This is a genomic window from Brevundimonas sp. (genome assembly GCF_030682035.1).
Taxonomy (GTDB): domain Bacteria; phylum Pseudomonadota; class Alphaproteobacteria; order Caulobacterales; family Caulobacteraceae; genus Brevundimonas.
Map to the genome: position 1 here is coordinate 1 of NZ_JAUXQZ010000022.1, position 1,155 is coordinate 1,155.

Annotated in this window: 1 protein-coding gene; it reads left to right on the forward strand. The window is 63.6% G+C overall.

Annotated features, from left to right (window positions below; genetic code table 11):
• Positions 1 to 45: 45 nt before the first annotated feature.
• Positions 46 to 1,155, forward strand: coding sequence for an IS630 family transposase (locus Q8K49_RS04500; protein WP_305304388.1), 1,110 nt, complete (start codon positions 46 to 48; stop codon positions 1,153 to 1,155).

A 1,155-nucleotide genomic window follows, 5' to 3' on the forward strand; every position in this document is an offset into this window, starting at 1 on the left:
CTAGTGGTCCGTCGCTGAAATAGCGAGGTGGGCTAGAATAGGCGTATGCCGACGCTGATCGCCGCTCCGTTGTCGATGAGTTCCGAGCAACGAGTGGAGGTGGAAGCGATGGCGCGGTCCACGTCGTTGCCGCATCGAACCGTCGTGCAGTCCCAAGGCCTGCTGTTGGCCGCCGACGGGGTGGCGAATGAACAGATCGCCCGGCAGTGCGGCACGACACCGGACACCGTGCGGCGGTGGCGTCGCCGGTTCGAGGATGACGGGCCGGCCGGTGTCGGCAAGATCGCGTCGGGCCGGGGCCGCAAGCCGGTGCTGGCTGAGGGCACGATCGCCGAGGTCGTGCGAGTGACGCGTGAGGAACTTCCCGGCGACGGCTCGACGCACTGGTCGACGCGGCTGTTGGCGAAACGGTTCGCGTTGAGCAAAGACACCATCGCCAGGATCTGGCGCGACAACCATCTGCGGCCGTGGCAAACAACGACGTTCAAGGTCTCGAACGACCCGCGTTTCGAGGAGAAACTCGTCGACGTAGTCGGCCTGTATATGAACCCGCCCGAACGGGCGGTGCTGTTTTCCTTCGACGAGAAGACGCAGTGCCAGGCGTTGGACCGGACCCAACCGTCGCTGCCGATGAAACCCGGCCGGGCGGCGACGTTCACGCACGACTACAAGCGCAACGGGACCATCGACTTGTTCACCGCGCTCAACATCGGCACCGGCGAAGCCACGATCGGGTTCAGCAAAACCCACGCCGCGGTCGACGTGCTCGCCTTCTTCAAGAAGATCGACAAGCAAGTCCCGCGCCATCTCGCTATCCACGTGATCCTCGACAACCTCTCCGCGCACAAAGCCGAGGAGATCAAGACGTGGCTGGCCAAGCCACGCCAGAAACGCTGGCATCTCCATTTCACGCCCACGTCGAGTTCGTGGCTCAACCTCGTCGAACGATGGTTCAAGGAACTCACCGACCGACGTCTGCGACGCGGCACGTTCAGCAGCGTCGCCGAACTGCAAGCCGCGATCGAGCAGTGGGCCGAGCACCGCAACCGCGATCCCGAACCGTTCGTGTGGCACAAAACCGCCGACGAGATCCTCGCCAAAGTCCGACGAGGAAGAGCCAAACTCCACCAGATCAAAACCGCGACGGACCACTAG